We start from the raw sequence: 13,215 nt of genomic DNA, 5'->3' as shown, positions 1-13,215 counted from the left end.
CTAGAGCTCCTGGTCAATCTGTGTGATCGCGTACGGGATGGTCAGCGGGTTGGGCATGCTCATCGCGTTGGCGGTGTCGGTGTCCAGCCAGTGCACGCCCCCGCGCGTGTTCACGTCGAGGTTCGCAAACGAGGCATCGTTTTTCAGCGCGTCGATCGCGTCGTAGTAGTCCAGGATGAACACGTAGTCCACGTCATTGAGGTCGGAGTAGTTCTCGGGGGACCAATCGATGAAGAAGCTGGATCCGTCACCGTTGAACTTGTCCGGAATGGTAAACCCGAGCTTTTCAATGAAGGAGCCGCGGCCGTCGCCTGCCGTGTACACGCCGAGCTTGCCGTCGTAAGGCATCCCGATGACCGCGGTCTTGCCCTGCAGCTCCGGATGCGCCTGCCGGAAGTCCGCGAAAGCCTGCTCGGATTCTGCGATGAGCTTGTCGCCCTCAGCTTCCTGCCCCAACGCCGCCGCGATCTCCTTAATCTGCTCGTCCCACGGCACCTGCCAGTCTTCATGTTGGTCGGAATGGAAGGTCGCCGGCGCAATCTGCTGCAGCAGGGCCTGCTTGTCGCTGTCGAAACCGCTGTTGACTGCGATGATCTTGGTCGGATCGAGCGCTGCGACCTGCTCAGCGGTGTCGGTGCTGAACTCGGTGGTGGTGTTGCGGATCGGGTTTGGCTCGCCGGTGAGCTTGTCTTTCGCCCACGGTCCGAGGCCGGACGGATCGCCCGAGCCCTCTGCCTCCCAGGTGGCGTAGCCGACCGGTTGCTCCCCTAATGCGAGGACGGTGTCCACGTCGCCAAGCCCCAGCGTGACAATGCGGTCGTTCGACCCAGCCGCGTCGGTGTGCTGATCGGGGTCTGCGGACTCGCTGGAACAGCCGGTGAGCAGCAGCGCAGCCGCAGCGAAGGTAGCAGTCAGCCGCTGAAGCGACAGTGGGGAAGTACGTTTCAAGGTTCGCCCTTTCGGTTGAGAACGAAAGCACCCTGGGTTAGGTGTGCCTAAGCTAACGTGACTAGCTTAAGTTACGCCGCCGCCACCGGGCAACACCTAGGTGGCCCGGGCTTTAGCGGTGCTGACCGTCGCCGAACTCGCGGCGGAAGTTGCCGTCCCAGTCGTAGTCCGCGGCAGGCTCCTGGGTGCCGAAGTTTCCCTGCTCGAGGGCGTCCGGCTGCTGGTCGCCGCTGCCCTGGATCCCCATCACCAGAAACACCGCACCGGTCACCGCGCCCGCGATGCCGATGAACACGGCGGTCGAGCCGGACAGGAACGCGAACGACAACACAGCCACCACGATGCAGGCTGCGCCGATGGCGTAGTTGCGCGCCGGCGAGCCGGAGCCGGAGCGCTGCCGATCTGCGGGGTCGTGGGGGAGGCCGTCGTCGTTGTATCCCTTGAACTGCATGACCCGCAGCCTACGGGAGAATTGCCGCTATTAGCCGTCGAGTTTTCCGGATAGGTGCTCCAGGCGGTCCTTGCTCGGCCCGTCGAGGCCGACGATGGTGACGGTCTTGCCTCGTTCCTCGAACTTGCGGGTGACAGAGTCCAACGTGGCCACGGTGGAGGCGTCCCAGACTTCGGCCGCGCTCAAGTCGAGGACGATGTTGTCTGCCGGGTCGGTGTAGTCGAAGGCGTAGACCAGGTCGTTGCTGGAGGCCCAGAACAACTGGCCGTGGATGCGGTAGGTGCGGGTGTCCACTTGCCCGTCGTTGGTGGTGTCCTCGGCGGAAACCTGCTCGACGGAGGCGAGGTGTGCGACGCGGCGGGCGAAGGTGATCATCGCGGTGATGACGCCGAGCACCACGCCGACGGCGAGGTTGCTGGTGGCAAGTGTTGCTACGACGGTCACCAGCATCACCACGGTCTCCGACAGCGGCATGAATTTCAGGGTGCGGGGGTGCACCGAGTGCCAGTCGATGGTGCCCACGGACACCATGATCATGATGGCTACGAGTGCCGCCATCGGGATCTGGCCCACCACGTCGCCGAGCAGCAGGATGAAGGCGAGGAGGAATACGCCGGCCAGCAGCGTCGATAGGCGGGTGCGCGCCCCGGATTCTTTGACGTTGATCATGGTCTGCCCGATCATGGCGCAGCCGCCCATGCCGCCGAACAGGCCGGAGGCGATGTTCGCCACGCCTTGGCCCCAGGATTCGCGGGTTTTGTCGGAGTGGGTGTCGGTGATGTCATCGACAAGTTTGGCGGTCATCAACGACTCCAACAGGCCGACAATGGCCATGCCGAGCGCGTATGGCGCAATAATCTGCAGCGTCTCCAGCGTCAGCGGCACGTCCGGGACGAACAGGCGCGGCAGGGAATCCGGCAGCTGCCCCATATCTGACACGGTGGGTACGCGGAATCCGGCAAACCCCACGACAGCGCTGATAACGATGATGGTGATCAACGGGGCGGGGATGGCGCCCGTAAGCTTCGGCCACCCGATCATGATCGCGATGCCAGCTGCGACGAGGACGTAGACGACCTTTGGTACGTCGATAAGATGCTCCAGCTGCGCGGTGAAGATCAAAATACCCAGCGCGTTGACGAAGCCGGTCATCACCGACCGGGGGATGAAACGTTGCAGCTTGGCCGCCCCGAGCGCCGCGAGCACGATCTGCAGCACGCCCGCCAGCAAGACGGTTGCGATGAAGTAGTCCACCCCGTACTCGCGGGCCACTGGGGCGATGACCAGGGCGACCGCACCCGTGGCGGCCGAGATCATCGCGGGGCGTCCGCCGGTAAAGGCGATGGTGATGGCCATGATCACCGAGGCGAACAGCCCGAGCGCCGGATCAACGCCGGCGAGGATGGAAAACGCGATGGCCTCGGGGATGAGCGCCAGCCCGACGGTGAGGCCCGCCAGCACCTCCTTGCGCAGGCGAGTAGGCGACGAAAATGCGTAGCGGAAGGACTCCACAACGCCCGTCGGAGCGGGCGGTTCGTGAGATATCTCGGTGTGAGCGAAAGCCATAGAATTTACCGTTCTACATGCGCGGGAAACTGCGCCCTCCGGCAGGTGAGGACGTGGAAACGTAGCTACCGTATCGATCCTGCGCAGCAAGCGCCAATGCGGCTAGCGACGCAGACCCGCACCATCCCGCGAGCCACATCAAGGAATCACCTTTGGAGCGATTACGCTTGGCTCCAACTGCCCACAACAGAAAGTGAGAGCTGTGGAGACGAGCAAGACCCTCGCCGTGGACACGCTGCAGCGCGTCCTCATGCCGAAGAAGGGCGAGCCGCACGACGTGCGCATGTTGTACCTGATCGAGCAGGAGCACAACAAGCAGCGTCTGCGCTGGTCCGACCGCACGAGCTTCGAGGTCCCCGCGGGCAACGAGGTCAGCTTCGAGACGTACTTCAACGCCTTCCCGGCGAGCTATTGGCGCCGCTGGTCGCAGCTGGACACGGTGGTCCTGGCCATGGAGGTCGAGGGCCGCGCGACCATCTCGGTCTACCGGTCCAAGCACGACGGCACGCGCGTGAGCGTGACCAACGTCGAGGCCACCGGGCGCACCGAAATTCCGCTGCGTTTGAGCAACTTCGAGGACGGTGGCTGGCTGTGGTTCGACATCACCGCCGAGGACGACACGCGCATCGCGGACGCCGCGTGGTGCTCCCCGCAGGAGCCCAAAGAGCAGGTGCTTGACGACGGCACCGTGGTCCCGCCCCAGCCCAAACAGGTGGCCGTGGGTATCCCCACGTTCAACCGTCCCCGCGACGCCGTCAACGCGTTGCACGCGCTGGCGGAGGACCCGTACGTGGAAGCCTGCATCAGCAACGTGCTCATGCCGGACCAGGGCAACCAGCACCCGGCGGACGAGCCGGATTTCGCCGAGGCCGAGAAGAACCTCAACGGCAAGCTGGAGATTTTCCAGCAGGGCAACCTGGGCGGCTCCGGCGGCTACTCCCGCATCATGTACGAGGCACTGAACCGCACCGACGCGCCGTTCATCCTGTACATGGACGACGACATCGCCATCGAGCCGGACTCCATCGTCCGCGCCGTGCAGGCCGCGCGCTACGCGGCGAAACCGATCCTGGTGGGCGGGCAGATGCTCAACCTGCAGGACCGCAGCCAGCTGCGCACCACGGGTGAGACGGTGGATCCGGAGATCTTCATGTTCTCCGCCGCCAAGCACGCCGTCTACGACCACGACTTTGCCAAGTACCCGCTGGGGTACGTGGGCACGGACGAAGAGGACCTGGATCCGAAAAAGACCACCTCGCGCCCGCTGCACCGCCGCATCGACGTGGACTACAACGGCTGGTGGATGAACCTCTTCCCGCGCGTTGTGGCGGAGAAGATGGGCCTGCCGCTGCCGCTGTTTATCAAGTGGGACGACAACGAGTACGCGCTGCGCGCCAAGGAAGCGGGCTTCCCGACGGTCACCTGGCCCGGCGTGGCCATCTGGCACATGGCGTGGGCGGACAAGGACGACGCGATTGACTGGCAGGCGTATTTCCACATGCGCAACCGCCTCATCGTGGCCAGCATCTACGGCCCGGACAACCCGGAGGCGATGCTGAAGAACATGCAGAAATCCACCGCGAAGCACTACTTCTGCATGGAGTACTCCACCATCGCCATCCAGAACGAAGCGATGCGCGACTTCCTCGCCGGCCCGGACCAGCTCTTCGACATCCTCGAATCCTCGCTGCCGCGGATTCAGGGCATCCGCAAGGAGTACTCGGACGCGCAGGTGCTGCCGTCCGCGACCGACCTGCCCGCGCCCACCGGCGCGCCGGGCGTGCCCACCAACAAGATCGGCGGGCGCCTGGCCAAGGTGAAGAAGATCCCGTGGGCCGTCAAGGCGCTGATGCACCTGCGCAAGGACGAAGACCGCGCGCACTGGGACGCGCCGCAGCTCAACCTCACCGCGGAGGAGGCGCGCTGGTACACCCTCGCCCGCGTGGACTCGGCGACCGTGTCCACCGCCGGCGGCACCGGCGTGGCGTTCCGCAAGCGCGACAAGAAGCTTGCCGACGACCTCGTGGCAGAGCAGAAGGAACTCCGCGAGCAGATCAAGGAGCGTTGGCCGGAGTTGAAGAAGCATTACCGCGACGCGCGCGGCGAGCTGACCAGCCACGCGAACTGGGGGAAGATCTTCGATGCGCAATAAAGAGGTAGACCTGCTCGTCGCCATCCAGGACGCGCTGTACACCCCAGAAACCGCGAAGGCTGCCCGGGGCTTGAGCTACTTCGGCGAGCACGACCTCGGTTGGCTGGCGGTGGCGGGGGTTGGCGGAGCCGTCGATAAGCAAAATCGCTCCAAATGGCTCGCGCTCGGCGCTGGCACCTTCGCCGCGCACGCCGCGACTGTGGTGCTCAAGCGCATCGTGCGACGTCCGCGGCCGAACGACCCGCGCGTGAAAATCGGCGTGAAAACGCCCTCGCAGTTGTCGTTCCCCTCCTCGCATGCTGCGAACACCGGCGCTGCCGCCGCGCACCTGGCGGACATCACTGGAAGGAAGTGGCCGTGGCTGCTCGTGCCGGTGATGATGCTGTCGCGTAACGTGCTCGGCGTGCATTACCCAACCGACACCCTCGCCGGTGCCGCCCTTGGCGCGGCGACGGCGAAGGTGGCAATCGAGGCTGAGAAGAGGATCTAGTGGCAAACACCCGTGAACCCGTGGACGAGCCCCTGATCAAGTCGGAACCGCACACCTCCGGCGTTGACCAGGTGATGAAGAAGACGCCGCCGAAGAACCTCCCGGACGCGATGATCAAGGGCCTGCGGCCCAAGCAGTGGGTGAAAAACGTCCTCGTGCTGGCCGCACCCCTCGCCGCCGGCACGGACGCCTTCAACTCCCGCACCGCCGTGGACATCCTCCTGGCGTTCGTGGTGTTCTGCTTCGGCGCGTCCTCGATCTACCTGATCAACGACGCCCGCGACGTTGAATCCGACCGCCGCCACCCCACCAAGCGCTTCCGCCCGATCGCCTCGGGCATGCTGCCGATCAACCTGGCGTACGGCATGGCGGCGGTGCTCATCGCGCTAGCACTCGGACTGTCGCTTCTGGCTACCGACGGCACGTCTTTGGCCTGGGTCATCGGCATCTACATCGCGCTGCAGCTGGGCTACTGCTTCGGCTGGAAGCACATCCCGGTGATCGACATCGCCCTGGTGTCCTCCGGCTTCATGCTGCGCACCATGGCCGGCGGCGTGGCCGCGGGCATCGACCTGTCCCAGTGGTTCCTGCTGGTGGCGGCGTTCGGTTCCCTGTTCATGGCGTCCGGCAAGCGCTACGCCGAGCTGCTGCTGGTGAAAGAAACCGGCGCGGAAATCCGCCGCTCGCTGCAGGGCTACACCGAGACCTACCTGCGGTTCGTGTGGACGCTGTCCGCCACCGCCGTGGTCATGTCGTACGCGCTGTGGGGCTTCCAGCTGTCCAACTCCGTCGAGGGCACCGCCGCCATCTGGTACCAGGTGTCCATGGTGCCGTTCGTCATCGCGATCCTGCGCTACGCCTCCGTGGTCGACGGCGGCCAGGGCGGCGCGCCCGACGAGATCGCCCTGGAGGACCGCGTGCTGCAGCTGCTCGCCGCGGCGTGGCTGTTCTGCATCGCGATGGCCGTCTACGTTGTGCCGAACTTAGGCTGGTAGGCATTGACCCACTAACATCGTCGCAATGACAAAGAACGCCCGCCTCTCCGCGCTCGCCGCAGCCGTAGTCGCGGGCATCTTCGCGTTCTGGGGCGGGTGGACCCGCCGCTGGATGTCCGACGACGGCCTGATCGTCCTGCGCACCGTGCGCAACCTGCTCGCCGGCAACGGGCCCGTGTTCAACGCCGGCGAGCGCGTCGAAGCCAACACCTCCACGCTGTGGCAGTACCTGATTACCGCGTTTGGCTGGCTCACCGGTGCGCGACTTGAGGACGTGGCCATGTGGCTCGCGCTGATCTGCACCGTGACGGCGGCCGCGCTGGCCACCTTCGCCGCGGGCCGGTTCTGGGGCAAGGTGGGCCCCGTTGTGCCCCTGGGCATCGTGATCTACCTGGCGCTGCCGCCGGCGCGCGACTTCGCCACCTCCGGGCTGGAGTGGGGCCTGTCGCTGCTGTGGATCGCCGGGTGGTGGGCCGCGCTGGTCGCCTGGGCCGCCCCGCTGCGCCGCCGCGCGCCCGAGGTCGGCTACTTCCTCGCCTTCTGGTGCGGCATGTCCTGGCTCGTGCGCCCCGAGCTCGCGCTCTACGGCGGCGTGACCGGCATCCTGCTCATCGCGTGCAACCCCCGCAAGACCCCAGGCATCCTCGCCGCGGCGCTGCCCGTGCCAGCCGCTTACCAAATCTTCCGCATGGGCTACTACGGCCTACTTACACCGCACACCGCCGTGGCCAAGTCCGCCTCCGGCGCCGAGTGGGCGCGCGGGTTCGAGTACTTCGCAGACTTCGTGGGCTACTACTGGCTCTGGCTGCCCGTGCTCGCCGCCGCAGCGTTGGTGGGGTGGATGATGCGGGGGACCGGAGGACGTCGATTAGCAATTGTTTTGCTTGTCACCGGCTGCGCGCTCGCACACATCCTCTACGTGCTGCGCGTCGGCGGCGACTTCATGCACGGGCGCATGTGGCTGTTGCCGCTGTTCGCGCTGCTGCTGCCCGCGATGGCCGTGCCGATTACGCGCGTCAGCATTGCTTTGGCGACCGCCGTGGCCGTGTGGGCGGGCGTGACCATCGTGCGCGCCCACCCCATCGACTGGGAGGCGTACCAGACCGGCGAAAAGGAACTCGGCATCGTGGACGAGCGCGAGTTCTGGACGCTCGCCGTCGGCCGCGAGCTGACCGATCCGCCGCGCTACGCCGAAGACTTCCTCGGCTCCAAGCTCATGCAGAACTGGGAAGACGCGCTGGACAAAGGCATCGCCGCAGACGCCGCGCAGCTCAACCTCGCCTACGTCTCCGCCGACCCAGAGATGTACAGCTGGTACTACCGCGACCGCGAAGACGCGGAGTCGGACTTAAGCAACCTGCCGCTGACGGCGTACCTGATCAACCTGGGCATGACCAGTATGAACGCGCCGCTCGACGTGCGCATCCTGGACACCGTCGGCCTGGCCACCCCCATCGCCGCGCGCATGCCGCGTGACCCGGAAGGCCGCGTCGGCCACGACAAATTCCTCGACCCCGCCTGGCAAGCCGCCGACACCGACACCTACCTGGACGGGCTCCCGCCGTTTATCAGCTCCATGCGCGCGAAACAGGCGCGCGCGGCGCTGCGCAGCCCCGAAATCGCCGAACTGCTGGCCACCTCGCGCGAACCCATGAGCTGGGAGCGGTTCTGGAAAAACGTGCGCTATTCGCTTACCGACGGCCGCACGCTGCAGCTTTCCAGCGACCCCGGCCTCTACATCGACGCCGACACCCGCCGCGCGATCCGGCACGGGGCGAACCCAGGGATGGAGGGCGCACAGATCGCCTGGCCGGTGCAAGCGCACACCGGGGAATAGCGGGTCACGTTTCGAATTGGTAACGTGAACGTGTCTTTTGCCTGAAAACACGTTTTGAGGGGATCTATGAACTCCAAAAATTCTGTGCGCCGCAAGCTCACTGCGCTGCTCATGGCCCTGGTCACGGGCCTGGCAGCGGTGATCGGCGCTCCGCAGGCGTCGGCGGCGCACCGTGACTGGCTGCGACCCGACTCCACCGGCCACTGCGAGTGGGACCGCGTCGGGTTCTGGGTGCAGCGCTGCACGGTGTGGTCCCCCGCGATGAACCGCCACATCCCCGTCCAGATCCAGCCCGCGCAGCGCGCCGGCAACGCTGGCCTGTACATGCTCGACGGCCTGCGCGCCACCGAGATCACCAACGCCTGGGTCAACGACGTCAACGCGGCCCAGATGTTCAAGGACAACAACATCACCTTGGTGATGCCCGTCGGCGGCCAGTCCTCCTTCTACACCGACTGGAACGCCCCGGCGACCTACGACTTCAACCACCCGGTGACCTACAAGTGGGACACCTTCCTGACCAAGGAGCTGCCGCCCTACCTGCAGCAGCACTTCGGTGTTTCGCCGACGAACAACTCCATCCTCGGCCTTTCCATGGGCGGCACCGCCGCGATCAACCTCGCCGCGCTGCACCCGAACCAGTTCCGCCAGGTGCTGTCCTACTCCGGATACCTGACCACCACGGTGCCGGGCGGCCAGACGGCACTGCGAGCCGCGCTTCTCGACGGCGGCCTGTACAACGTCAACGCCATGTGGGGCTCCTCGCTGAACCCCCGCCGTTTTGAAAACGACCCGTTCTTGAACATGGGCAACCTCCGCGGCCGCGACGTCTATGTCTCCGCCGGTTCCGGCGTGCCGGGCCCGGCCGACCAGAAGTACCTGCCGCAGCACCGCGCTGCCGGTATCGCGCTGGAAAACGTCGCGAACGCCACCACCCGCGCGTGGTCCGCGAAGGCCACTGTGACCGGCGTGAAGCACACCGCCGTGTTCACCCCGACTGGCCTGCACAACTGGGACCAGTTCGGCTCGCAGCTCGAGGCCACCAAGCCGCGCATTCTGAACGTGATGAACGCCTGGTAGGGCGCTATCTGGCCCGGACCGCCGCGCATATCCTGCCGAAACCGGCTACCTACAAACGGCTACCCGCTGATTTTCCAGCACATAGCCGGATGTAGGTAGCCGGTTTTCGTCGTCTGCGCGGATCGGGGCCGGGCCCGGGCTGGGGGCAGGCGCGGCGGCGAGGGGCGGGGCTCGTCGTAACGCATCGCGTGTCGCACACGACTAAACCTTCAAGTGAAACTTAAGCTTTTGGTCGATACTCTTGTGACACCAGTAGCCAGACGAGGTAGGAGACTCATGCGAGACAACCGAACCACCCCAACGCGGATCGCCGCCGCACTGCTGCCCGCCGCTCTTGCGCTTTCGCTGGCACCCGCAGTTGCCACCGCGCAGCCGGCACTGCCGAGTGACCTGTCCTCGCAGCTGTCCTCCAACCGCGGCATCTCCGACGGCCTGCGCCCGCACGACCCGCCGAAGCGCACCCCGATCGAGGTGGAGACCAGCCCGCAAATCCCGGGCCTGCCGGACGGCGTGAAGGTGGACCGCATCGAGTGGATCACCAACCGTCGTGTGGCGGTGTTTATCAACTCCCCGTCGATGCCGGACCACCCGATCCAGGTGCAGATCCTGCTGGCGCGCGACTGGCACTCCAACCCGACCGCGAAGTTCCCCGAGGTGTGGGCACTTGACGGCCTGCGCGCGCGTGACGACGAAAACGGCTGGACCATCGAGACGAACATCGAGCAGTTCTACGCCGACAAGAACGTCAACGTCATCCTGCCGGTCGGCGGCGAGTCCTCCTTCTATTCCGACTGGCAGCGCGAGAACAACGGCAAGCACTACAAGTGGGAGACGTTCCTGACCAAGGAGCTCATCCCGGTGCTGAACAACGAGTTCCGCTCCAACGGCTCCCGCGCCGTGGTGGGCCTGTCCATGGGCGGCACAGCCGCGGTCAACCTGGCTGAGCGTAATCCGAACCTGTTCAAGTTCGTCGGCTCCTTCTCCGGCTACCTCGACACCACCACCACCGGCATGCCCACCGCGATCAAGGCGGCGCAGATGGACGCCGGCGGCTACAACGCCGAGGCGATGTGGGGCCCGCTGGGCTCGCAGGACTGGATCGACCACGACCCGAAGCTGGGCATCGAGAACCTGAAGGACATGACGGTCTACGTCTCCGCAGGCTCGGGCCGCGACGACTTCGGCAACCCGGAGTCTGTGGCCAAGGGCCAGGCGAACCCGGCCGGTATTGGCCTGGAGGTGCTGTCCCGCCTGTCCACCCAGACGTTCGTGGACTACGCCTCCCGCACCCCGGTCAAGCCGATCGTGCGCTTCCGCCCGTCAGGCGTGCACTCTTGGGAGTACTGGCAGTTCGAGATGGCGCAGGCCTGGCCGTACATGGCCAACGCGCTGGAGGTGCCGGAGGCGGACCGCGGCTCCAAGTGCACCCCGGTCGGCGCGATCGCGGAGGCCACCAAGTCCGGCACGATCGGCTCCTGCGTCAACGACGAGTACGACGCGGGCAAGGACACCAAGGGCAAGGCCCAGGACTTCCGCGGTGGCACCGCCTTCTGGTCCCCAGACACTGGCGCGCACGCCCTGTTCGGCGCGATCTTGGCCAAGTACAACGCGCTCGGCGGCCCGGCCGGCTGGCTGGGTTTCCCGGTCACGGGCGAGACCCCGGCGCCTGACGGCGTGGGCCGCTTCGTGCACTTCCAGCACGGCTCCGTCTACTGGACCCCGCAGACCGGCGCGTACGCCATCCCGGGCGACATGTTCGCCGCGTGGGGCGAAAACGGCTACGAGGGCGGCGACCTGAAGTACCCGGTGGCCGAGGCGAACCAGGTGGGCGAGGGCTACGTGCAGAAGTTCCAGGGCGGCTTCCTCACCCGCAACCCGGACGGCAAGCACTTCATCGTCCACGGCGCGATCGCTGAGAAGTACGGCGAGATCGGCACCGCGACCTCCGAGCTGGGGTACCCGACCGGCAACGAGATTGCGGTCAAGGGCGGCTTCTTCCAGCCGTTCGAGCACGGCAACATCTACTGGTCCGCAGCAACGGGCGCGCACACCATCCTCACCGGCGACATCTTCGACGAGTGGGGCAGGCGCGGCTACGAGCAGGGCGAGCTGGGCTGGCCGGTCAAAGACATGGAGAAGATCCAGGCCGGCGGCCTGACCATCGACTTCCAGCACGGCACGATTGAGCAGGTCAACGGCAACGTCAACGTGAGGAAGAAGTAGTGCGCAAGGTTGCATTCTGCTTTGCGACGGCCGCTGCCGCCGTCGCCCTGGCCGCCTGCGGAGGTGCCACTGTGGACTCCGACGACGTGACGGAGACCCCGACGGTGGCCAGCGAGACCACTGAGGCGGAAACTGAATCCGAGACGGAAACTGCGTCATCGTCGGTGGCGCCGTCGTCGTCGGCAGTTGTGCCGTCGCAAGGCAAACGCGCCGACGACCAACCGGCCCGCGAGGTGACCGACGTGCCCGAGCAGGCCAGCGCCTTTACCCCGCAGGAAGAGGCCTACCTGGCCACCCTAAGGGAAAGCGGAGTCAACGTCGACGGGATTGAAGACCAGCTCACAGCCACCGGGGCTACCGTATGCGCGGACGACCTGATCACCCGCGACGCGGTGGCAGGCCAGCTTGTAGAGCAGCGCCGCACCGACATGGATGCGGCGGGCGTGGCGGCGCTGATCAGCGACACCGCACGCGCCAACCTCTGCTCCTAGCAGTACAGAAGGGAGCCTGGGCTCATGCGCGCATCGCGCAACGTATTTGTCGTCGCCGCAGTGATTGTGGTGCTGTCCTTGATCGGTCTGGGGATCTACCAGTGGCGCTCCGGCGAGACCGGGCTGCCGTCCGCGGACGGGCCGTTGGCGACCTCCGAGGCACCTGAGGAACCCTCGGAGTCGCAGGCGGTGGAGCCGGACTGGTGCCCCGCGGTGGAGTTCGTCTCCGTGCCCGGTACTTGGGAGTCCGCGGCAGACGACGACCCGTTTGCGCCCGCGGCCAACCCGGCGAGCTTCATGCTCTCCATCACCCAGCCGCTGCAGCAGATGTACGACATCAACCACGTGCGCGTGTTCACGGTGCCGTACACCGCGCAGTTTAGGAACATCCAGACCGCACACGGGCGCGCCGAGATGACCTACGACGACTCGCGCGCCGAAGGCACCGCGAAGCTGTCCGGCGAGCTGCGGTTTGTGGCGGAGACGTGCCCGTCGACGAAGTTCATCATCGCCGGGTTCTCCCAGGGTGCGGTGATTGTGGGCGACGTGGCGTCCAAGATCGGCAACAGCGAAGGGCCGATCGACCCGGAGCGGCTGCTGGGCGCGGTGATGATCGCGGACGGCCGGCGTGAAAACGGCGTGGGCGTCAACCCCGGCGCCGAGGTCGGCGGCGTGGGCGCGGAGATTGTCATGCAGCCGCTGCAGGCGCTGGTGGACCGGGTTACCCCGGGCGCGACCATGACCGGCCCGCGCCCCGGCGGCTTCGGTCTGGTGGAGGACCGCGCGTTTGAGATCTGCGCGCCGGACGACACGGTCTGCGACGCGCCGAAGGGCGTGGGCAATGCCATCGACCGGGCCCACGCGCTCATTGCGGCGAACGGCAATCACGCCATGTACGCGACCAATCCGGCCGTCATCCCCGGGACCACCGTGCCGGAATGGACTGTAGGTTGGGTCCAGAACGTGGTAGAAAGTTTGTAGT

The 13,215-nt window shown here is 66.2% G+C and carries 11 protein-coding genes; 8 read left to right on the top strand and 3 right to left on the bottom strand.

Annotated elements, in window-relative coordinates:
• The 3 genes from MHX64_RS05135 to MHX64_RS05125 form a co-directional block, all read right to left on the bottom strand.
• Window positions 1–948, bottom strand: a complete 948-nt coding sequence (locus MHX64_RS05135) for an ABC transporter substrate-binding protein (protein ID WP_239356096.1) — start codon at window positions 946–948, stop codon at window positions 1–3.
• A 112-nt stretch (window positions 949–1,060) separates the two neighbouring features.
• Window positions 1,061–1,399, bottom strand: coding sequence for a hypothetical protein (locus MHX64_RS05130; protein ID WP_239356095.1), 339 nt, complete (start codon window positions 1,397–1,399; stop codon window positions 1,061–1,063).
• A gap of 30 nt (window positions 1,400–1,429) precedes the next feature.
• A complete protein-coding gene (locus tag MHX64_RS05125) occupies window positions 1,430–2,965 on the bottom strand; it encodes a SulP family inorganic anion transporter (protein ID WP_239356094.1) in 1,536 nt (511 codons plus the stop codon).
• 202 nt (window positions 2,966–3,167) lie between these two features.
• Here MHX64_RS05125 and MHX64_RS05120 point away from each other — a divergent pair, with 202 nt between their 5' ends.
• From MHX64_RS05120 to MHX64_RS05085, 8 genes are all read left to right on the top strand, one after another.
• Window positions 3,168–5,117, top strand: a complete 1,950-nt coding sequence (locus tag MHX64_RS05120) for a glycosyltransferase (RefSeq protein ID WP_370642071.1) — start codon at window positions 3,168–3,170, stop codon at window positions 5,115–5,117.
• Complete coding sequence (locus MHX64_RS05115; RefSeq protein ID WP_239356093.1) at window positions 5,107–5,607, top strand: phosphatase PAP2 family protein; 501 nt, start codon at window positions 5,107–5,109, stop codon at window positions 5,605–5,607. Before MHX64_RS05120 ends, MHX64_RS05115 begins: the two co-directional genes overlap by 11 nt.
• Window positions 5,607–6,602 carry a decaprenyl-phosphate phosphoribosyltransferase gene (locus tag MHX64_RS05110; protein WP_181889224.1) on the top strand — a complete coding sequence of 332 codons (996 nt, stop codon included), beginning with the start codon at window positions 5,607–5,609 and terminating at the stop codon, window positions 6,600–6,602. The genes MHX64_RS05115 and MHX64_RS05110 overlap by 1 nt, the downstream gene beginning before the upstream one ends.
• Window positions 6,603–6,627: 25 nt before the next feature.
• Complete coding sequence (locus MHX64_RS05105) at window positions 6,628–8,439, top strand: hypothetical protein (protein WP_239356092.1); 1,812 nt, start codon at window positions 6,628–6,630, stop codon at window positions 8,437–8,439.
• 66 nt (window positions 8,440–8,505) lie between these two features.
• Window positions 8,506–9,519: an alpha/beta hydrolase family protein gene (locus MHX64_RS05100; protein ID WP_239356091.1), complete on the top strand. Its 1,014-nt coding sequence runs from the start codon at window positions 8,506–8,508 to the stop codon at window positions 9,517–9,519.
• A gap of 276 nt (window positions 9,520–9,795) precedes the next feature.
• Window positions 9,796–11,742, top strand: coding sequence for an alpha/beta hydrolase-fold protein (locus MHX64_RS05095; RefSeq protein WP_239356090.1), 1,947 nt, complete (start codon window positions 9,796–9,798; stop codon window positions 11,740–11,742).
• Window positions 11,742–12,233, top strand: coding sequence for a DUF732 domain-containing protein (locus MHX64_RS05090; protein WP_239356089.1), 492 nt, complete (start codon window positions 11,742–11,744; stop codon window positions 12,231–12,233). The genes MHX64_RS05095 and MHX64_RS05090 overlap by 1 nt, the downstream gene beginning before the upstream one ends.
• Before the next feature lie 24 nt (window positions 12,234–12,257).
• Window positions 12,258–13,214, top strand: coding sequence for a cutinase family protein (locus MHX64_RS05085; RefSeq protein WP_239356088.1), 957 nt, complete (start codon window positions 12,258–12,260; stop codon window positions 13,212–13,214).
• Window position 13,215: the final 1 nt, after the last annotated feature.

It is taken from the genome of Corynebacterium sp. ACRPZ (genome assembly GCF_022346205.1).
GTDB classification, from domain to species: Bacteria; Actinomycetota; Actinomycetes; order Mycobacteriales; family Mycobacteriaceae; genus Corynebacterium; species Corynebacterium lehmanniae.
Note: the sequence above shows the minus strand (reverse complement) of the source record. Positions and strands in the feature narration are given on the sequence as shown.

Excerpts from the sequence above, each read along its gene's own strand:
- MHX64_RS05100 (WP_239356091.1), top strand. The coding sequence starts at position 8,506 with ATGAACTCCAAAAATTCTGTGCGCCGCAAGCTCACTGCGCTGCTCATG.
- MHX64_RS05125 (WP_239356094.1), bottom strand. The coding sequence starts at position 2,965 with ATGGCTTTCGCTCACACCGAGATATCTCACGAACCGCCCGCTCCGACG.
- MHX64_RS05095 (WP_239356090.1), top strand. The coding sequence starts at position 9,796 with ATGCGAGACAACCGAACCACCCCAACGCGGATCGCCGCCGCACTGCTG.
- MHX64_RS05115 (WP_239356093.1), top strand. The coding sequence starts at position 5,107 with ATGCGCAATAAAGAGGTAGACCTGCTCGTCGCCATCCAGGACGCGCTG.
- MHX64_RS05105 (WP_239356092.1), top strand. The coding sequence starts at position 6,628 with ATGACAAAGAACGCCCGCCTCTCCGCGCTCGCCGCAGCCGTAGTCGCG.
- MHX64_RS05130 (WP_239356095.1), bottom strand. The coding sequence starts at position 1,399 with ATGCAGTTCAAGGGATACAACGACGACGGCCTCCCCCACGACCCCGCA.
- MHX64_RS05085 (WP_239356088.1), top strand. The coding sequence starts at position 12,258 with ATGCGCGCATCGCGCAACGTATTTGTCGTCGCCGCAGTGATTGTGGTG.